The 18,552-nt window shown below is 61.5% G+C and carries 17 protein-coding genes and 5 pseudogenes; 8 read left to right on the top strand and 14 right to left on the bottom strand.

Going from position 1 to position 18,552, the window contains the following annotated elements; genetic code table 11:
* Positions 1-112: 112 nt before the first annotated feature.
* The gene (locus G3N94_RS13300) at positions 113-436 is read right to left on the bottom strand and encodes a type II toxin-antitoxin system RelE/ParE family toxin (protein WP_205792846.1); all 324 of its coding nucleotides are present in this window, start codon (positions 434-436) and stop codon (positions 113-115) included.
* Positions 433-702 (bottom strand): type II toxin-antitoxin system ParD family antitoxin, encoded by a 270-nt coding sequence (locus G3N94_RS13295; protein ID WP_205792845.1) that lies wholly within the window; start codon positions 700-702, stop codon positions 433-435. Before G3N94_RS13295 ends, G3N94_RS13300 begins: the two co-directional genes overlap by 4 nt.
* Positions 703-1,606: 904 nt before the next feature.
* Here G3N94_RS13295 and G3N94_RS13290 point away from each other — a divergent pair.
* The 3 genes and pseudogenes from G3N94_RS13290 to G3N94_RS13280 form a co-directional block, all read left to right on the top strand.
* Positions 1,607-1,897: pseudogene (locus tag G3N94_RS13290) on the top strand (poly-beta-hydroxybutyrate polymerase); the annotation flags it as partial.
* A gap of 7 nt (positions 1,898-1,904) precedes the next feature.
* Positions 1,905-2,081: pseudogene (locus G3N94_RS13285) on the top strand (enoyl-CoA hydratase); the annotation flags it as partial.
* A 203-nt stretch (positions 2,082-2,284) separates the two neighbouring features.
* Complete coding sequence (locus G3N94_RS13280) at positions 2,285-3,442, top strand: hypothetical protein (RefSeq protein ID WP_205792843.1); 1,158 nt, start codon at positions 2,285-2,287, stop codon at positions 3,440-3,442.
* 42 nt (positions 3,443-3,484) lie between these two features.
* Here G3N94_RS13280 and fucP read toward each other — a convergent pair whose 3' ends face one another.
* The 4 genes from fucP to G3N94_RS13260 all read right to left on the bottom strand — a co-directional run bounded on the left by fucP (position 3,485) and on the right by G3N94_RS13260 (position 8,306).
* A complete protein-coding gene (gene fucP / locus G3N94_RS13275) occupies positions 3,485-4,780 on the bottom strand; it encodes an L-fucose:H+ symporter permease (RefSeq protein WP_205792873.1) in 1,296 nt (431 codons plus the stop codon).
* Positions 4,781-4,975: 195 nt separating this feature from the next.
* Positions 4,976-6,394 (bottom strand): pyruvate kinase, encoded by a 1,419-nt coding sequence (gene pyk / locus G3N94_RS13270; RefSeq protein WP_205792842.1) that lies wholly within the window; start codon positions 6,392-6,394, stop codon positions 4,976-4,978.
* Positions 6,395-6,405: 11 nt separating this feature from the next.
* Positions 6,406-8,043 carry an NADP-dependent glyceraldehyde-3-phosphate dehydrogenase gene (locus G3N94_RS13265; RefSeq protein WP_205792841.1) on the bottom strand — a complete coding sequence of 546 codons (1,638 nt, stop codon included), beginning with the start codon at positions 8,041-8,043 and terminating at the stop codon, positions 6,406-6,408.
* Between the two features lie 77 nt (positions 8,044-8,120).
* Positions 8,121-8,306 (bottom strand): hypothetical protein, encoded by a 186-nt coding sequence (locus tag G3N94_RS13260; RefSeq protein WP_205792840.1) that lies wholly within the window; start codon positions 8,304-8,306, stop codon positions 8,121-8,123.
* 318 nt (positions 8,307-8,624) lie between these two features.
* Between G3N94_RS13260 and G3N94_RS13255 the strand changes: the two are divergent.
* A pseudogene (locus tag G3N94_RS13255) lies at positions 8,625-9,644 on the top strand (glucokinase); the annotation flags it as partial.
* Positions 9,645-9,828: 184 nt separating this feature from the next.
* Positions 9,829-10,275, top strand: a complete 447-nt coding sequence (locus G3N94_RS13250; protein ID WP_205792839.1) for a hypothetical protein — start codon at positions 9,829-9,831, stop codon at positions 10,273-10,275.
* A gap of 139 nt (positions 10,276-10,414) precedes the next feature.
* Here the strand turns inward: G3N94_RS13250 and phbB are convergent, their stop codons facing one another.
* From phbB to G3N94_RS13225, 5 genes and pseudogenes are all read right to left on the bottom strand, one after another.
* Positions 10,415-11,158, bottom strand: a complete 744-nt coding sequence (gene phbB / locus G3N94_RS13245) for an acetoacetyl-CoA reductase (RefSeq protein WP_205792838.1) — start codon at positions 11,156-11,158, stop codon at positions 10,415-10,417.
* 63 nt (positions 11,159-11,221) lie between these two features.
* On the bottom strand, positions 11,222-11,374 hold the full coding sequence (locus tag G3N94_RS13240) for a hypothetical protein (RefSeq protein WP_185732429.1): 153 nt from the start codon (positions 11,372-11,374) through the stop codon (positions 11,222-11,224).
* A 230-nt stretch (positions 11,375-11,604) separates the two neighbouring features.
* Positions 11,605-12,165 (bottom strand): TIGR01841 family phasin, encoded by a 561-nt coding sequence (gene phaP, locus G3N94_RS13235; RefSeq protein WP_205792837.1) that lies wholly within the window; start codon positions 12,163-12,165, stop codon positions 11,605-11,607.
* Between the two features lie 121 nt (positions 12,166-12,286).
* The gene (locus G3N94_RS13230; RefSeq protein ID WP_205792836.1) at positions 12,287-12,484 is read right to left on the bottom strand and encodes a hypothetical protein; all 198 of its coding nucleotides are present in this window, start codon (positions 12,482-12,484) and stop codon (positions 12,287-12,289) included.
* Positions 12,485-13,019: 535 nt separating this feature from the next.
* A pseudogene (locus G3N94_RS13225) lies at positions 13,020-13,181 on the bottom strand (DUF296 domain-containing protein); the annotation flags it as partial.
* A gap of 394 nt (positions 13,182-13,575) precedes the next feature.
* Here G3N94_RS13225 and rpoD point away from each other — a divergent pair.
* On the top strand, positions 13,576-15,606 hold the full coding sequence (gene rpoD / locus G3N94_RS13220) for an RNA polymerase sigma factor RpoD (protein ID WP_241021809.1): 2,031 nt from the start codon (positions 13,576-13,578) through the stop codon (positions 15,604-15,606).
* A 105-nt stretch (positions 15,607-15,711) separates the two neighbouring features.
* On the opposite strand, the gene G3N94_RS13215 is transcribed toward rpoD, so the two are convergent.
* On the bottom strand, positions 15,712-15,936 hold the full coding sequence (locus G3N94_RS13215) for a cold-shock protein (protein ID WP_205792834.1): 225 nt from the start codon (positions 15,934-15,936) through the stop codon (positions 15,712-15,714).
* 346 nt (positions 15,937-16,282) lie between these two features.
* Positions 16,283-16,447 (bottom strand): zinc ribbon domain-containing protein, encoded by a 165-nt coding sequence (locus G3N94_RS13210; protein WP_205792833.1) that lies wholly within the window; start codon positions 16,445-16,447, stop codon positions 16,283-16,285.
* On the opposite strand from G3N94_RS13210, the gene G3N94_RS13205 reads away from it, so the two are divergent.
* Positions 16,376-16,522 carry a hypothetical protein gene (locus G3N94_RS13205; protein ID WP_205792877.1) on the top strand — a complete coding sequence of 49 codons (147 nt, stop codon included), beginning with the start codon at positions 16,376-16,378 and terminating at the stop codon, positions 16,520-16,522. The two genes, G3N94_RS13210 and G3N94_RS13205, sit on opposite strands and share 72 nt — an antisense overlap.
* A gap of 192 nt (positions 16,523-16,714) precedes the next feature.
* Here the strand turns inward: G3N94_RS13205 and G3N94_RS13200 are convergent.
* Positions 16,715-17,200 (bottom strand): annotated as a pseudogene (locus tag G3N94_RS13200) (hypothetical protein); the annotation flags it as partial.
* Positions 17,201-18,034: 834 nt separating this feature from the next.
* Here G3N94_RS13200 and G3N94_RS13195 point away from each other — a divergent pair.
* A complete protein-coding gene (locus G3N94_RS13195) occupies positions 18,035-18,373 on the top strand; it encodes a P-II family nitrogen regulator (RefSeq protein ID WP_205792831.1) in 339 nt (112 codons plus the stop codon).
* Positions 18,374-18,552: the final 179 nt, after the last annotated feature.

Below are 18,552 nucleotides of genomic sequence, written 5' to 3'. Positions count from 1 at the left end.
GTGGCGCGTCTGGTAAGACGCCGTCAGTGTCTTACCGGTATCCGCTAATCACCGTAAGGGGTTCAGTTCTCCCCCATGAGTCGCGCATGGTACTTCGCGAGGCGTCGGCGGCTCAATCGTCGAAACTGGTGCGAAAATCCGCGACGTAATCTTGGCCGCCGTAGTAGACCCCGAGGATCGCGACCTGGTCACCGCTGATCCGATACGCGATCACGGTGCGACCGCGGTAATGCGTGACGCGCAGGCCGGCGAGCAGGTCGTCGCGCGGCACGCCGCGGGCCGGGAAGCGCGAGAGTTGCTCGCAGAAGGTGACGATCGCGTCGACGAAGTCGGCCGAGGTGCGCGGCGCGCCGGCGGCCGCGATCGCGTCCTCGAGCGCGGCCAGTTGGTCGAGCGCCTCCGGGGAGAAGACGACCTGGTAGTCCGGGCCGCTCAACGCGACGACGCTCGGCGTTTAGCTAGCGACGCGCGGACGTCGGCGGCCGACAGCGCGCGCGACGGATCCGCCTCGAGCGCGTCGGCCGCCGGCACGACGGTCTCGCGCAGCCACGCGTCGACTGCCCGGTCGCGTGCAGCGAGCGCGCGAAGCGCGTCACGGATCACTTCCGATTCGGTCGCATAGGCGCCGCTGGCGACCCGCTGCCGTATGCCGTCAGCCATCTCGTTCGGGAGCGTGATGCTCATTTGCTGGGTGGTGCGCATGGCGACCCTCCTCTTTCAATAGGATTTAATCCTACTCCATCCGCGCCGCGCCGTCACGGACTGTAGTTTGCCGGGCGCGTACCGGGTGAGTCGACGTGTAGCACCGCCCGAGCCAGCGCGCTGCGGGCAGAGGGTTGCAGAGGAACGGGTCAAGATTTTCCGCGCAGTCGATCGTGTTCAGCTACGACAGCGGTTTGTGCTTCGTGACGATCGCGCTCTGCACTAGCGGCTCGGGTACGTGCGAATCGCGGCGAGATCTGGCGGTTGCATCCTTCAGCGCCGCTCCCAACAAGGGTCCGCGACGACATGTCGGTCGGACAAACGGATACCGCACAACATCTTGATAAATAGATTTTTTCGACCAAAGCGCCATACATGCACGAAAAGGACGATTACCCCGCTTAGCGGGGCTTTGTTTTTCCAGGGAAGCAAGAGCATCCCACGCCCGCTCAACATCATCCGGCACGGGGGCAGCGGTCCACTGGAAGTGGCGGCGCTTGAAACCCTCGCGCTAACCAAAATGGATTGGAACAACGACGCGCTGTACGACCCAGTGCCGGTGACCCTTCGTTATTCGCAAAAGCTCGCACGGACCATCGCCAATGTTCCAGACCTTCCGGGGCATGCATATCCCTATCGGCTGTTCATGTGACTGCTGTGTCGATGGGGCTTTCTACGTGACAAGGACTTTCTGGTCTTTTCACCTTCGGCCTACAACACTGTAGGCGTCGACGTGTTCGATAACCGTGCGGTAGCCGTACCCTGCTATGCGCCGACGCACACTTTCATCGAGAAGCTCTGACGGGGCAGCAGCCCGCGGGCACCCGCGGACAAGGTTCTGGAACCACTGGTCACAGACATGTCGTGATCCTCATCCCGCCAAAAAGGACGACCACCCCGACGTGTCACCTTCGTGCTGGCGAGCGGCGGCCACAACGCAGGCATCGTCAGCGAGCCGGGACACACGCACCGCCAGTTCCGGATCAAGTTCGCCGCCGCCGCCGAGATGAGTATCGGCCCCGACGAGTGGCTCGCCGCCGCCGACCACCGCAATGGTTCCTGGTGGCCCGCATGGAACGAATGGCTCAACGAGCATTCTTCAGCCAGCCGCGTCGCGCCGCCGCCCATCGGCTTGCCCGATGCCGACATGCCGATCATCGCCGATGCGCCAGGCACCTACGTCTTGCGAAAGTGAAGAGCAGGACATGGACGACAAGCAATTGATGGTCTTCAGCGGAGCGGATGCAGCCGGACTCGTGCTCGGCGCGCGCTTGGCCATCATCCTCACGAGCGGCGCCGATTCGCGACGCGGCCGGCTCGCTTCCGCCGCGCTGGCCAAGCTCGTTGCCGAACAGGTCCGCGGGGGAACCGTTCAAGCATGTGCGGCACGCTGCTGGCAAACTTGCCTCTGGTTGGTGTACAGGGACCTCCCTGTTAAATGCAACCGTTTTCTGAATTGCGCTCCCCGCTGTTTTCGAGCGACATTTTCACTTGGCGGAAGTTGGGCCGAAATAGCCCATTTACAGGACGGGCTACCGTTTGTATCATGCTTTCTCATGTTATTTGAGAATTCTCAATTGTCGTGAGAAAGCATGAGAAAACCCCGGTCGACCCGTGGCATTACCCGCGTCCTGAGCTGGCCAACGCCTATCTTAATGCGTTCGGCCTGGGTCTGACGTCCGCGCGAGGTCTCTTTGCCCGCCGCCGCATGGGCAAGACGGAGTTCCTGTGTAAGGACCTGCTGCCGGCGGTGGTCGAAGAGGGCATCCTCGTCGCCTACACGAATCTTTGGGACACCTCGACCCCGGATATCGCGCTGGTTTCGGCGCTGGCCGAAGCGCTCGAGCCGCGCGGTCTGCGCGCCGTGCTCACCGCCCTGGGCAAGCCCGTGCGGAAAATCAAGGTGGGCGGGAAGATTCCGGGCGGCGCGGAGGGCTCCATCGAAGCCGAACTGGCGCAGCTCGACGCCGACAGCTCGGCCACGATGCGCGAGGTGCTTCGGCTGCTGGACCGTCAGCAGAAGCCGCTGCTGCTCGTCATTGACGAGGCGCAGGTGCTGGCGAAGGCAGAGCACAGCACGTTCGCGCACGCGCTGCGTGCCGCGCTCGACATCCGCAAGGAGCGCATCAAGGTGGTGTTCGCGGGCAGCTCGGAGACGACGCTGCGTGACATGTTCGCGCGGTCCGCCGAGCCCTTCTACAACTGGGCACCGCTGGAGCCGTTCCCGCTGCTCGGCGACGAGTTCGTGGCGTTCACCATCGACCGGATGAACAGCATGGCCCGGCATACCCTAACCTTCGAGCAGGGCAGGCGCGCGTTCGACGAACTGCACCGCACGCCTGAGTTCTTCAAGCGCTTCGTCGAGCGGTTCATGCTCTACCAGACCGAAGGCGTCGCCGCCGCCATCGAGCGCACGAAGGAATCCGTGTTCTCCGATGCGCACTTCCTCAAGCAGTGGAACGCCGCCAATCCGGCCGACCAGGCCGTGCTGACGCTGCTCGCCAGTGGCGATTCGGACCTGCATTCGGTGCCGGGCATGGCACGCCTGACGGCGCTCATCGGCCGGCCCGCGACCCGCAATACCGCGGGACACGCGCTACGCCGCCTGCAGGACGACAACGTGGTGACGCGCCTGAGGGTAGGCGAATATCGCATCGAAGACGAGGCCTATGGCGAATGGATTCGGCGGCGCACCGCGGCCACCCTGCACACGGCACTCGTGCCGCCCGTGAAGAAGTAGCCCGCCGGAGAACGCGGGCTGCTCGCCGATGATCCGCGAACCTCAATCCGCGTAATGCCCTTTTAGTCCGTAATAGGCGATGTACAGGTAGCACACCACGGGTACGCAGAACGAGAGCTGTACGCCAATGTGATCGGCCATAAAGCCCTGGATGAGCGGGACGATCGCGCCACCGACAATCGCCATGCACAAGATTCCCGAGCCTTCGCCGGTATGCTTGCCCAGCCCCTCGATCGCCAGCGTGAAAATTGTTGGGAACATGATCGAATTGAACAGGCCGATCGCGAGCAAGGCCCACATCGCTATCGTGCCCGATGCCAGTATTGCGATCACGAGCAGCGCCGATACGACGAAGGCGTTAAAGGCCAGCAAGTAGCCGGGGCGGATCTTGCTCAGCAACGCAGAGCCGAGGAAGCGCCCCACCATGGCTCCGCCCCAGTACAGTGACAGGTATCGGGCGGCTGCTTCCTGCTGCAAGCCTGCAATCTGCGGCTGGCCCATGAAGTTCACCAGAAAGCTCCCGATAGCGACCTCGGCCCCCACGTACAGGAAGATGCCGACCGCACCCAACACGAGGTGGCGATGGGCCCAAACGTTCGTGTGGACACGGTCGGTGTTACGGGCGTCGGACACCTCGACCGGCGCTTCGGGCGCGTCGATCTTCGGCAACTTCAACGTGGCAATCGCGACGGCCAGCAGGTAGAACACGATCGCGAGCCCGATGTACGGGATTTGCACTGCGCCGGCTTGCGAGACTCCATAAGCCGCGAGGTCCGCGGGATTCAATTTCTGCAACTGCCCGGATGTCTTGATCGCCACCGAGAGAATCAACACCGAGCCGAAAACCGGCGCGAGCGCGGTGCCGAGCGAATTGAAGGCTTGGGTCAGGTTGAGGCGGCTCGATGCCAGTTCCGGCGTCCCGAGGATGGCCACATACGGATTGGCAGCCACCTGCAGCAGGGTGATACCCGAGGCGAGCACGAACAGCGCGCCAAGAAAGAACGGATAGGACGCGTGTTCCGCCGCGGGGTAGAAAAGAAGACAACCGGTTCCCGCCGCCGACAGGCCGAGGATAATGCCCGCCTTGTATCCGAGCCTTTCGACCAAAAAACCTGCCGGGAACGACATGACCAGGTATGCGCCGAAGAAGCAGAACTGAATCAACATCGCCTGCACATAGCTCAGCGTGAATACCGCTCGCAAATGAGGGATCAGGATGTCATTGAGCGAGGTGATGAATCCCCACATGAAGAACAGGGATGTCAGGATAATCAGCGGTGTCGTATAGCTCATCGCAGCTGGCGAGCCGCCGCCAGATCGTGCGCTTCTTAAAGTCATGTCCGCCACAACGTTGTCTCCTTGAGTTCAAATCATCTGGTGAGTGCGTGGGAAATCGACGCGTCGCGTTCGCCACATATGGCGAACGCGGCGCACGCGAGCGTTGCGTTTCCTTCCACGCGCTGCAAAATTGCCCAAGCGCAATTCTGTCGTTGCGCGTGCAGGGCAAGTCAAAGTAGCCAGGCCGGATAGGCGTCAGACCTTGGCAATGTGCAGGAAGTTGGTGGTGCCGGCCACGCCGAAAGGCATGCCAGAGGCAATGACGACGAAGTCGCCCGCATGCGCGAAGGCTTCGCGGCGCGCGATTGCGCAGGCTTTGTTCACCATGTCAGGCACGTCAGAAACGCGCTCGTTGGCATGCACCGGATGCACGCCCCAGACGAGCGCCAGGCGCCGTGCAGTAGCGAGTTCCGGCGTCACGCCAAGCACGGGGACCACCGGCCGCTCGCGCGCCGCGCGCAGGCTCGTGTAGCCGGATCGCGTGTACGTGACGATCGCCGCGGCAGGCAGCAGGTTCGCCGTCTGCTGCAGGGCAAGGCAGACCGCATCGGCGACTGCGGCCTGCGGCGCCGTATGAGCGGAGTCGATCGCGCTGCGGTAGTCCGGATCGGACTCCACCTCCGCAATGATGCGATCCATCATCGCCACGGCCTCGCGCGGGTATTGGCCGGACGCGGACTCGGCCGATAGCATCACGGCGTCTGCGCCGTCGTACACCGCATTCGCCACGTCCGAGGCTTCCGCGCGAGTCGGCACCGGCGCGGCGATCATCGATTCGAGCATCTGGGTGGCAACCACGACAGGCTTGCCGGCGGCCCGGCAGGCCCTGACGATCTGTTTTTGGATCCGCGGCACCTGTTCGGCCGGCAGTTCGACTCCCAGGTCGCCGCGCGCAACCATGATCGCGTCGGCCGCATCGACGATCGCGCTGAGCGAGTCGATTGCCGCCGGCTTCTCCAGTTTGGCCAGCACGGCGGCGCGCCCCTGGACGATCGCCTTTACCTCGAGCACATCCTCGGGTCTTTGCACAAACGACAGCGCGACCCAATCGACGCCCAGCGTCAGCCCGAACTCGAGATCTGCGCGGTCTTTGGGTGTCATGGCCGGGATGGGCAGCAGTACCGAGGGGACGTTCACACCCTTGCGATCCGATATCGTGCCGCCGGTGATCACCTGCGTCTCTGCGAAGTCCGGCCCGAAGCTCAGTACCTTGAGACGCACCTTGCCATCGTCGACCAGCAATTCGGTGCCGGTCTCGAGTGCGGCAAAGATCTCCGGGTGGAGCAGCGGTGCGCGTGTGACGTCGCCCGGGGTGGCGTCCAGATCAAGGCGAAACGCCGCACCGGCCTTTAGCGCGACCGGGCCGTCGGCGAGCGTGCCGATGCGCAGCTTCGGGCCCTGGAGATCGAGCAGCACGGCGATGGGCCGCCCGGTGTCCCGCTCGACGCGGCGGATGATCTCGAGCCGCTCCTGATGCTGGGCGTGCGTACCGTGACTGAAGTTGAGTCGAAACACATCGGCCCCGGCGTCGAACAGGGCGCGCACTGTGGCCAGGTCGGAACTCGATGGCCCCAGTGTCGCGACGATCCGGGCATTACGTTTGCGACGCGTCATGTTCACTCCGCTTAAAAGATGAAGTCTGTGTTGATGAACTTCGATTGATGTTCGCGCACGATGGTGTTGAGCAACGCCATGTTCGGCTCGGTCTGTCTGGTCGCGACCATCGAGCGGATCGAGAACGCGCGCAGCGCATCGCTGACCGACAGCGTGCCCTCGGCCGAATCCTTGCGCCCGGCAAACGGGAACACGTCCGGCCCGCGCTGACACTGGCAGTTGATGTTCACGCGGCAGACCTGGTTGACCAGCGGATCCACCAGCGTGCCGATCTGCGAAGCGTCGTTGCCGAAGATGCTTACCTGTTGCCCGTGATCCGATGTGATCACGTAGTCGAGTGCCTCTTCCACGTCGTCGAAGCTCATGACCGGGACGACCGGACCGAACTGCTCCTCCCGGTACAGTTTCATCCCCTCGCGCACGGGGTAGACGACGGCCGGGTTGAACAGCGTGCTGCAGAAGGCACCGCCGCCCTCGTTGACGACGCGCGCGCCCTTTGCCACGGCGTCTTCGATCGCTTCTGTCATGTATGCGGTGCGATGCGGCCCCGGCAGAGGCGTGATGTGCACGCCGGCCTCCCAGGGCATGCCCGTTTTGAGCCGGGCCAATTGAGCCGTGAAACGCTCGAGGAATGCATCGATGACACTGCTGTGCACGATCAGCATCTTGAGAGCCGTGCAGCGTTGTCCGTTGAACGACAGTGCGCCGAGCAGGCATTCCCTGGCTGCCAGATCCAGGTCGGCATCGGGCAGCACGATGGCCGCGTTCTTCGCGTCGAGGCCCAACACGGCGCGCAGGCGGTGCGATTTCGGATGCTGCTTTTTCAGATGGTCTGCAACGCGGCTCGATCCGATCAGTGCCAGCACGTTGACGTTGCCCGAGGCCAGCATGCGCGGCACCACCAGTTGACCCGGTGCGTAAATGGTGTTGACTACGCCGGGCGGAAACGCATCCCGAAACACTTCGAGCAGCGGCTCGAAAAGCAAAGTGCCATATTGTGGCGGCTTGAGGACCACGGTATTGCCCATGAGCAACGCCGGGATCAGGGTGCAGAACGTCTCGTTGAGCGGATAGTTGTACGGCCCCATGCACAAAACGACGCCCAGCGGCGTGCGGCGGACCTGGCCAATGGTCCCCTCAACCACCATGAATCGCGAATGGCCGTTGTCCATGTCCTTCAGGGCTTCGATCGTGGCCTGGATGTACTCGATGGTGCGATCGAACTCCTTGCGCGAATCGGCGAGGCTTTTGCCGATTTCCCACATGAGAAGGTTCACGATTGGCTGCCGGCGCTCGGCCATGCCTTTCACGAAGGTTTGCATGCAGGCGATGCGGCCGGCGACCGTCATCGTCGGCCATTCGCCTCGGCCGTTGTCGTACGCAGCGACGGCGGCATTCAGCGCAGCGTCGCTTTGCGCCTCGTGCATGAGCGGGTAGCTGCCGATCTCGACCTGGCTTACGTCGCCCGTCAACGGGTCGCGTGTGCAGACCGGCGACAGCACGGTTTTGCAGGGGCCGTCCCATGTGAGCAGTTGCCCACCGATCAAGAAATCGCGCTGGTGAACGGGGGCGGCGAGGCGGTGTTCCGTCGGTATCTCGTCGAGGGTTGGGAAGTGCCGGGCGAGTCGCGAATCGTGATCGGTCGTCATGAGGTCTCCAAAGGCGGTGGGGACAGATGTACAGCGTGTTCAGTCGAGGCGGTCAAGGCGGTCAAGGCGTACGGCGGTCAGGCACCTTGCAGGCGGCGCCGAAGTCGATCGGAGCAGACCACGTGGACATCGCGCCTGTGCACAAAGTGCTGCAACGAGGGATTGAAGCCGGCGAGAAACGCCTGCGCAGATTCGGCAGCCGAAACCATTGCGGAAGGCCCCGGAGCGCACTTGTCGGCGAAATTGATCAGCCCTTTCTGCATCGACATCGCTCCGCCTTTTCGTCCCCAGGTACTATTCATTGCGTTCGACTGTAGTTAAACTACTTCATAGTGTCAATTGCAATTTTCACGTGACTACATTGCCTCGGAGCGGTAGCGACGGATGCCTGGCGATTCCGGCGGTATCACCGCACTTTTCGGTGCGGTACAGGCGCGCCTCCGATGCAGGCGCTGCTCCAGGTGGAGTGCCTGATCCTGCTGATCGCTCCCAGCACACGCTCTACGTGCTGCAGCAGGCCGCCACGGCTGACCAGAACAGTGCCATCTCGAAGCTGGCGAACGACAAGGAAACAAGACTCAATGTCTACAGGTGCACCTAACAAATCTGCCCGTGGCGCGAGCCAGCACGGCGACGGACCGAGAATGCTCGCCGACATCGGGGGAACCAACGCGCGCTTTGCCCTGGAGTCGGGCACGGGCGAGATCGGCCAGGTGCGCGTGTATCCGTGCGCCGACTATCCGGGTGTCGCGGAGGTCATCCGGCAGTATCTGAAGGACACGAAGGTCGGCCGCGTGAGCCACGCGGCCATCGCCATTGCAAACCCGGTCGACGGGGATCAGGTGCGCATGACCAATCACGACTGGACCTTCTCGATCGAGGCCACGCGCCGTGCGCTCGGCTTCGAGACGCTCCTGGTCGTGAACGACTTTACTGCGCTCGCCATGGCGCTGCCGGGTTTGACCGACGCGCAGCGCAGCCAGGTGGGCGGCGGACAGCTCCGCCAGAACTGCGTGATCGGCCTGCTCGGGCCGGGCACGGGCCTCGGCGTCTCGGGCTTGATTCCGGCCGACAACCGTTGGATCGCCCTTGGCAGCGAAGGTGGCCATGCGAGCTTTTCTCCGCAGGACGAGCGCGAGGATCTCGTGTTGCAGTTTGCGCGCAAGAAGTCGCCGCACGTGTCGTTCGAGCGCGTCTGCTCGGGCCCCGGCATCGAACTGATCTATTGCGCGCTCAACGCGCGCGAAAGGAAGATGCTGCCCGCGAGCATCGACACCGCCGAGATCGTCAAGCATGCGCACGAGGGCGAGGCACTCGCGGCCGAAACCATCGAATGCTTCTGCGGCATTCTCGGCAGTTTCTCAGGCAATATTGCGATGACGCTCGGCTCGCACGGCGGCATCTATATCGGCGGCGGCGTGGTGCCGCGCCTGGGCGAGCTATTCACCCGCTCGTCGTTTCGCCAGCGCTTCGAAGCCAAGGGGCGTTTCGACGCCTACCTCGCGAACGTGCCGACCTACGTCATCACCGCGGAATATCCGGCGTTCCTCGGCGTCTCGGCGATCCTCGCAGCACACCTGTCAAGCGAACCGCGCAGTGGTCCCGGCAACGCATTGCCGCTTTGACTTCGCGGTACCGCAAGGAACAACCCGATCGATCCATCGTGGCCATTCGTGCTCACGTGCCGGCGGTTACACCGGCCGTATTGCCGCGCGCGTAAACGTTGGAGTACTGACGCATTCAAGACCGCGTCGTCCAGTTCGACAAAGGCACGCCCAGGAAACGATGCAAAACCACAAGCTCTCTCAAAAGGCTATGCTGCTCCCCTTGCCGATGGTATACGTCAGGGATGCGTCGCTCGCAGCACATCTGGCTTTCGCGGTGTGCTGCGCGGGTCAGGGAAATCGGCACCAGCTCTATCAGCTTATCCGCACGACCTATCTTTCGTACCTGCTTTGGCAGGACGGGTATGGAGACGCGGCATACGAACTGTATTGCAACGCTGAAGGGGCATTGGAGGCAGTGGCCGAGCATGCATATGCAACGGATGATTGGAGCCTGGGCGATGACGCAGTCCGTTTAATGCAGGAGGTCGTCCGAATTTACGATGGGCAAATGCGCTCGGTTTGTCGTCGACGTTACCTGCAATGCACCGCCAAACTCGACCGTTTGCTCCGAATCGAAATACCAGACAAGTTGCGCGGAAAGGTTGTCGAGTCTATTTCCCCTTGATACCTGATCACCCGCCAAGTTCGTACCAGTCTGGCGACGTCTCGCCTCAAGCGCTATCGCTACCTTGCGGTCCTGTTGGCAGAACATCTTTACTCGCTTTTCTTTCCCGATGCTCGTTCGCGGGTGACCGGCGCGCCGATCAATGCATGTGCTGGCCACCGTTGATTGCGATGTTCGAGCCGGTCACAAAGCCCGCCTCCTCCGAGCACAGATAGACAACCAGTGCGGCGACCTCATCAGGCCGGCCGAGCCGCCCGATGGGAATCTGCGGCAGGATCTTGGTGTCGAGGATGTCCTGCGGGATCGCCGTCACCATCTTCGTCGCAAGATAGCCTGGCGAAATGGTGTTGACCGTCACGCCTTTGCGGGCCACTTCGAGCGCGAGCGCTTTCGTGAAGCCGTGCATGCCCGCCTTGGCGGCGGCATAGTTGGTCTGGCCGACCGAGCCCTTGGAGCCGTTGACCGACGAGATGTTGATAATCCTGCCCCATCCACGTTCGACCATTCCTTCGCACACCGGCTTGGTCATGTTGAAGACCGAATCCAGATTGGTGCGGATCACGGCGTCCCAATTGACCTTGTCGAGTTTCCTGAGCGTCAGGTCGCGCGTGATGCCGGCGTTGTTCACCAGGATGTCGATCGTGCCGATCGCCTGCAGCATCTCCGCCACACACTGCTGGCACGAGTCGTAGTCGGCCACATCGACCGCATACGCGCTGAAGTGGCGCCCGTGCGCTTGCATGCCGGCTAACCAATCCTTCACGCCGGTATTGGACGGTGAGTGGGTGACGGCGACGTCGTAACCCGCGTCATGCAGCTTCGTACTGATGGCTTCTCCCAAGCCTCCCATGCCGCCCGTTACCACCGCAATGCGTTTCGTCATGATGTCTGTCCCTGGCTGTCAATTTAGTGGTACTCATCAGGGTCTCGCCCGCGGGACGTATCGTCAACCCCGCGGCGATTGCCCGCGGTGCGCCTGATCGAGCAGCCGTAGCATTTGGGCGCGCCGCTGCTCGCGTCGATAATGGCCAACCACGGAAATGACCGCGAACAGCAGCACCGCCAAACCCATCACCATGCTTACCCGGCTTTCGTCCATCGTCATTTCCTTCAACGTGGTATTGAGCGACCCGGCCGATTAGCCGAATGCCGACCATTGCTGCGGTGCGCAGTATGATGACGCCGACGTCCGCGCCGGATGCCAGCCTTTACACGGTGCCCAGCTGGTGCGGTGCTCGGTTCTCGTTGACGCACCGTCTCGCTGTCGAATACCGGAAAATCACTGCCGAAAGACGACCTGGTTTTCCTGCTCAGCTTCGGCGTCGGGCGCTATCGTTTGGTGGCCGGTGCCGCCGGCACGACGGTGCGCTTGACGGATTGCGAGGCCGCTACCACGGCCATGTCGAGGTTGCCTCGGGTGATCTCGGCCGCCTGTTGAGCGCTTCGCTGCATCGTCTCATACAGTGCATTGGCGGCGGTGAGCGCGGAATCCAGCGCGGCGAAGGGGGTCTCGGAACCTCCGGGCGCGCTTTGCGCGAGATCCGCCACCAGCGTCCTGGCCTCGTGACCGTACGCCTCCCACTGAGCCAGCCCGACCTGCATAAACTCAGTCTGGATCGCCGTGACGATCTCGAACAACTGACGGTGGTAGGTCTGCACCTTTTCTGCACTGTTGCCGACAAGGCCGTCCTGTAGTGCCAGCCATTCGCGTGGCTCTTTCACAGAGAGGGACTTCTGGGCCTGATTGAGCGTATCGGTCAACGCAGACCGAATCGCCTGTGCGTTCAGTTGGGCGAGCTGTTCGACGCTTTCGACGATCCTGTTGGTCAGGCCGAACAGCATGTCGACATAGGCCTTCTGGGTCGCAGCAAGCTGCTCCTGCGTTTGCACGATGGAACTCCTGTAGGGGGCACGGACGTTGCCCCGTTGCCATGGGGCACGTGACGTGCGGCGGCATGGCGGCAGCGACATCACCCGCGGACGACGCGTGGACTGCCTGGTTGAATTCGGATCAGCGTATCCGGGCGACGGCCTGCAGCACGGCATCGCCGTTGCGAGTGAGATGCGGACGCTGCTGTCCGGAGGCGAGCTGTTCCAGCGCGACCAGTTGTTGTTCGAGAAGCGTGTCAAGCTCTTCGCGGCCGAGATCGATTTGGTCGGGCGCAGACTTGACCAGCATCAGCGTGGCAAATTCGTGGGGACTCAGCATGGCTGTCTCACAGGTTATCGGGAGCAACGTTGCTGGGAGGGAGGAATGACCTCTTTCGCGCCGGAGGCACACCGGCGCGGATAGGTTATTCCATTCTGTTTTCTGGTATGGCGAAATTCGCTTGTCCCAAGACCAGATTAGTTATCTTAGTTCGGGATTGGGGGCGGTGCCAGAAGAAAATTAAACATGAAAACGCTTTGATGGGTCAGTTAACCTTTGTAAGACAACTTGCACCTTTGCACAGCGCAATTGAAAGACGGACCCGTATGTCGCGGCGGCCTGCCAAAGAAATCAGCCAAGTGGGGGAGCCGGTGAGGCCGGTAAGGAAGAGCGCGCCCGATCACGCACCTTGCAAGTGAATCAGACTTGCACACGGCCGCATTGATTTGCATGTCAATGGGGAAATATTGCTCCAGCGCGCACGGGGTTCACACGGGGAGAATTGCTGCTGGCCGCCCAAGGCACAGGATCAGGCTGCATTAAGTGGCGTTTTACCTCGACGAATATGGCCGCAGGACAACGATGCGCGGAATCGTTCGGTCGGAGATTCTGCGCCGGCGAATCGCAATTGGGCGACGCTGAGGCTCCCGATGCCCTGGATGACAAAGGCCGCGCGCCACTCGCGCTGACGCAGCACTTCTTCGACAGCGACGCGCACATCATCACCGGGAGAAAGGCACAACGGATGGGCTTGCATGCTCGGTCCGGGGGCGAGTGTCGAGGTTCCGGCACATGTTAGGGCCGAGCAAGGGCGCCGGCAAGCGACCGCTGTACCGAGGACGTTGCGGTTGGCGCGAGGTTGGACGCATGGCCGAAGCGAGCCGAGCGTGCGTGTCCGCTGACGGTAACAGCGGACGCCCCGCAGCATCGTGTCCCGACCGGCCAGGGCGCAAATTGGGGGCAATTCCGCAAAGCCATCGAGCCCCCACATTCGCGGTCGGATGCATATGTTGTACCGCACAATGCATTCCGGTATCATCCATCCCCCCAAAAGCTGCGCACACCGGATTCCGCGCGAGGCATTCCGGCCTCGACTATCTGTGCGTCTCCACGATTCCGTTCGCATCCTGGCAGGCATCCATCCTGGTGCCATGCGCGCGACGATCGTCGGCCTATCTGTCGAGGAGCAAGTATTGGCAATTCCTGATCGGAACGTTTCCACGTCCCCTGTCACCACCGTCACGTCAAAGGCCGGTCGCCGCGAGTTGAAGGGGAGGGCCCAGGCCCTTTCGCCGCAGGACACTGCGTCACAGGCACGCCAGAACGAAGAGCGTCAACGCCAGATGCGTGCGTTGATCGCGCTCGGTCGTGAGCGTGGCTATCTCACGCACGCGGACATCAACGATCACCTGCCCGATAACTTTACGCAAACGGCGGCGATGGACACCATCGTCAGCACGTTCAGCGACATGGGTGTGGCCGTGTACGAACAAGCGCCGGACGCCGAGGCGCTCCTGTTGACCGACGGTGCGCCTGCCGCGGCATCGGACGATCAGGCGGACGAGGAGGCGGAAGCTGCGTTATCGACCGTCGATTCGGAATTCGGCCGCACCACGGATCCGGTTCGGATGTACATGCGTGAGATGGGGGCCAGCGAACTGCTGACCCGCGCCGGCGAAATCGAGGTCGCGAAACGGATCGAAGATGGTCTGCAGGACATGATTCAGGCGATTGCCGCGTGTCCGTCGATCGTGTCCACGATTCTTGCCGATGTCGACCGCATCGTTGCCGGCGAACTCCGCATCGACGAACTGGTCGATGGCATCAGCGTCGACGCCGATGAAAGCGAAATGACGCCGGAGTCCGAAGAAGAGGCGTCGGAAGCACTCGCCGCCGACGACGATTCGGATGAAGACGACGACGTCGAAACGGACGCCGGGGATTCGGAGAAGGTGAACGCGGCACGCCTCGAAGAACTCACGAACGACAGTCTTGCGATTTTCGCGCGCGTGCGTGCACTGTTCGAGCAGTTGCCGGATGCGCCGGTTACTGGCGACGCTCGATCCGCGGCCGCTGCGCAAGTGCGCACGGCGATCCAGCGTGAACTCGCGCCGATCCGCTTTACGGCCAAGACCATCGACCGCCTGTGCGCCATTGTGCATGAGCAGGTGACTGAGGTTCGCTCGATCGAGCGCAGCATCCTGGCGATCGCCGTCGATCGGTGCGGCATGTCACGCGACGCGTTTGTCGAGTCGTTCCCGGGCCACGAGACCGACCTTGAATGGACGAACCGCACGGCGGCGACCTCGCAGCAGTTTGGCGCGGCGCTCGAGCGACATCAGCCGGCGATTCAGGCTGCGCAGCAGAAACTCGTCGACATCGAGTCACGGGTCTCGTTGCCGCTCCAGCAGCTCAAGCAGATCAACCGCCAGATGAGTGCCGCGGAGCTGAAAATGCGGCAGGCCAAGCGCGAGATGATTGAGGCGAACCTTCGTCTTGTCATTTCAATCGCCAAGAAATACGTGAACCGCGGCATGCAGTTCCTGGATCTGATCCAGGAGGGCAATATCGGCCTGATGAAGGCCGTGGACAAGTTCGAATACCGGCGCGGCTGGAAGTTCTCGACCTACGCGACCTGGTGGGTCCGGCAGGCTGTCACGCGTGCGCTTGCCGATCAGGCGCGGACCATTCGCGTGCCGGTCCACATGATCGAGACGATCAACAAGCTGAACCGGATTTCGCGCGAAATCCTGCAACAGACAGGGCAGGAAGCGCATCCCGCAGTGCTTGCAAAGCGCATGGAGATGTCCGAGGAGAAAGTGCTCGGTATCCTCAAGATCGCCAAGCAACCTGTCTCGCTCGAAAGCCCGGTGGGTGACGATGGCGATGCGACGCTTGGCGACATGATCGAGGATGCCTCGGCGAGTTCACCGGCTGAAGCCGCGATTCACGCAAATATGCGCAAGGCGATCGACGAGGCGCTCGACGCGTTGTCGCCGCGCGAGGCCAAGGTCCTGCGGATGCGATTCGGGCTCGACACGAACTCCGATCACACGCTTGAAGAGGTCGGCAAGCAGTTCGACGTGACCCGCGAGCGGATCCGTCAGATTGAGAGCAAGGCGATGCGCAAGCTGATGCATCCCAGTCGCGCAGACAAGCTCAGGCCGTTTCTTGAGCGCTGAGACAAGCCGGGCGTGATATCCCGTCGACGCCCGGCTCCAGACTTGCTGCGATCACGCGTCGGCCTGATCGCGGTCCTGACCGCGCGTGTTCGCTGCGGGGAAAACTTACAGCGGCTTGATGCTGGCGGCCTGTTTCCCCTTGGGCCCCTGCTTGACCTCGAAACTGACCTTCTGGCCCTCCTGAAGGGATTTGAAGCCACTTCCCTGAACCTCGGAGAAGTGCGCAAACAGGTCTTCGCCGCCGTCATCCGGCGTGATGAATCCGAACCCCTTCGTATCGCTACACCACTTGACGGTAATTTTCCATCCCACGAACGAAAACGGGGACATCTTTCTATGCGTTTTACATGGTGAGATCGTTCTGCGGGACAAGGCTTGGCGTTGCGTCCCTAAAATAATATTAAAAAATCAAAGACCTTTGGTCTGTAGAACGCGTTCTCTGGACACGCGCTACGATTCCGCGATTCCGGGGCTCTGCTTCCCGAAATGCGCCGTGAGAACATTCCGGTGACACACTTTGACGGAAATGGCGATCCGGTCAGCATCCATCTGACGGACAATGCCGACCGCGCCGATGCGAACCCCTCAACATCGGCCTTGAACCAGACGCGGCGGCCTCGTAAGGGATTTCGGCGTTAGCGCCTAGCGAACGGGAAAATCGAGTCGATAGGCTGAATCAGCTCTTTCTTGACGTCTTCGCGACAAATGGCGTCGGTACGTGTTGAACCTGTACGCTACCGCAATGAGGGCAGGGCGGATGAGCGGATGCATGTTCAGCGAGATGCTCGACGCTCTCGAACGTTTTGCCGCACTTCTCGCAACGGTATTGGTAGGTCGGCATGGCATTCCTCCGGTATCGATGCTGCCCGAGGATATGAGTATGGTTCGTGGCGGCGCGAACTCGATATTGCAGTGAACCCGCATTGATGCGAATGCGAGGGACTTGAGCTGCAGCTGCGCTCGAGCGCACGAACCTCCGTCACCTGTTCATACACCCTGGCACACCGGCGGTCGATCGTTTTGGGGCGTTGCATAGTGCGCCGGGTCCGGCCACCTCGATGCGCCTTATTCGTCAAGGCACGAGGGGGCTTGGCACGCTACCGCCGACTCACAGCAGAACCGCTTGCTGCAAAAGGTCCAGCGCTTTCAATTCGTCCAGTCGACCCGTGCGTGCTTTACCTGCTAGCGTCTTGATCAATGCTTCCGCTATCGGTTCAATACCATTAAGTTCATGTGTGCGACCGGCAAGTGCGTCGGGGAAATCTCTTGCATGATCTTGCAGGCTGACGACGGTCGTCTCTTTCTCTCCAGCGACATCCGCTGAAACAGGTGTGGGGCTTTCCGAATCACCCAAAGCGCCTGCCCGCGCGCGCCGCGTGTGCGCCTTCTCAACGGCAAGCTCCCCTGGCACGCCATCGTTTTTTGCGACCGCAAGCGGTTCGTGTTGTTGAGCGGATGCGCGACCGCGCGATGCAGGTGTAAGCATACGCGACACCGACTCTGGAATCTCGGCTTCGGAGCGCGGGGTGTCCAACCAGCCATTTGGCAATCCAAGTCGCTCTGTAAATCGGTTTGCTTCCACACTGCTTAATCTCTAGTTCCAAGTGCACACCTTGAATCAAGTAAGGTGTTGCGATCGTTGCACTTGACTCTAGAAACCGCCTACTGCCGCATCGCCAATCGACAAGCGTCTTTTCCGATAAAAAAATAATATCGGATATAGCGCCCGTTCTTAAACGCAATGCTCAGATTTGCGCAGATCCATGCTTTGCTGACGAATACTCTCGATCCTGGAATTCCCTTGCGATGTTATGCCGAGGACTCGTTCCAGGACGTGTGGAGACGAACAAGGTCGCAGATCTGCGATCTCGTTAACTCGATATCAGACGGCGGATGTGCGTCAAGTGTCTGCACGCAGTGCGATTTCCGTCTACCGCATTTTGGCAGGCCGATTTGGATGCGGCTGCTCATTGTCTGACTATAAGCTCTTACCGTACATGAGCTGCTGACGAGGAGCAACAGCGCTTGCGATGACGCCGTCACGAAGATGTGCGGAAAATTGATTCGGAAAGGTTGTCGAATAAGAATTGTAATAATGGCGGTGGCCTTCGCTGAGCACGGATGCACGCAGTTGGGTCAGTAACCAGAAAAACGTGCGTGACCATGGTGCATGCAGGTTGGCTTGTCAAAAAAATAAGCACTGAAAATTTATTTCCTCGAAACCGCCCATCGGATCGACTCCGGCAATGAAGTTTCTCTGAACTAGCTGCGCCCAGCACAACGTTCGACAGAACGACCAACGACGGGCAAGCAGCCATTTCCAGTGCTTGCCGCGCGCGCAATGCCTTGACTGGCATGACAGTTGCTATCCTTGTCGAAGAGTCCGATAAGCATCAACGTGTGTTGGGGTAATGAAAGAGGAGCCTAAATGAAATTGATAAGTGCAATCATCAAACCGTTCAAGCTCGAGGATACGCGCGAGGCGCTGTCCGCCCTTGGCGTCTCTGGCATCACGGTGACGGAGGTGAAGGGGTTCGGGCGCCAGAAGGGGCACACCGAACTGTATCGTGGCGCCGAATACGCGGTCGACTTTCTGCCGAAGGTAAAGATTGAGGCGGCCGTTTCCGACGACCTCGTCGACCAAGCGGTTGAGGCGATCGAGCGCGCGGCGCATACAGGCAAGATCGGCGACGGCAAGATCTTCATCACACCGATCGAGACGGTGATCCGAATCCGTACCGGGGAGACCGGTGCAGACGCGCTGTAACAGACAAGACGAGCGACAAGAGGAAACCCAAGATGCGCAAACTTCTGATATCCCTGCTGATGGCCGGCTCGCTGATCGCGGCCGGCGTTGGCCCCGCGCTCGCGGACGACGCGGCATCGGCTGCGGCTGCTTCCGCGCCTGACGCGTCGGCACCGGCCGACGCAACGGCCGCCTCCGGC

The organism is Burkholderia sp. Ac-20353 (genome assembly GCF_017104785.1).
Classification (GTDB): Bacteria; Pseudomonadota; Gammaproteobacteria; order Burkholderiales; family Burkholderiaceae; genus Burkholderia.
This window is presented reverse-complemented; position numbering and strand designations above follow the sequence as displayed.